Annotated in this window: 1 protein-coding gene; it reads left to right on the forward strand. The window is 67.0% G+C overall.

Annotated elements, in window-relative coordinates; translation table 11 throughout:
- Positions 1-416: Holliday junction resolvase RuvX (ruvX, locus tag JCM19049_RS17080; RefSeq protein WP_054822104.1), on the forward strand; the 416-nt coding region annotated here is incomplete at its 5' end.
- Positions 417-566: the final 150 nt, after the last annotated feature.

Raw genomic sequence — 566 nt, forward strand, 5'->3', positions numbered from 1 at the left:
CGCGCCAGCCGATCCGGCTGGCGCTGCCGGTGTCCACGCTGCGCCGGGATGTGAAGAAGAACTCGGATCGGCGGATCCTGCTGAAAATGGTGCTTGATCGCCAAGTTACCGACGTGTACATTGGGGAGCCGAAGTCGCTGTCCGGCAACGCCACCGAATCCACGAAAATGGCCCGTGACTACGCCATCTCGCTGGCCGAGGAGGCCCATGAGGCGGGGATCGAGCTCGGCGTGTGGCTGATCGACGAACGGCTGAGCACGGTCAGCGCGCACCGGGCGCTGCATGAGGCCGGACGCAAGTCCCGCAGCCACCGCGAGGTGGTGGACCAGGCGGCCGCCGTGGAAATACTGCAACAGGTCCTGGACCGCAAGCACAACCAGGTGCCCATCCAGGCCAGCCGGGTCGTCATCCGCTGATGCCCCAGCCCCATCCGACGCAGGAGAGAGCCCAATGCGAGACGAATCTCGACGGGAAGCACAACGCCAGGCACGCCAGGAACTGCACCAGCGGTTCCTGGACGGCGCCCACGGCGGGCTGCCGACCCCGGGGCAGCCGGAAATCATCGG

This window comes from Arthrobacter sp. JCM 19049 (assembly GCF_001310435.1).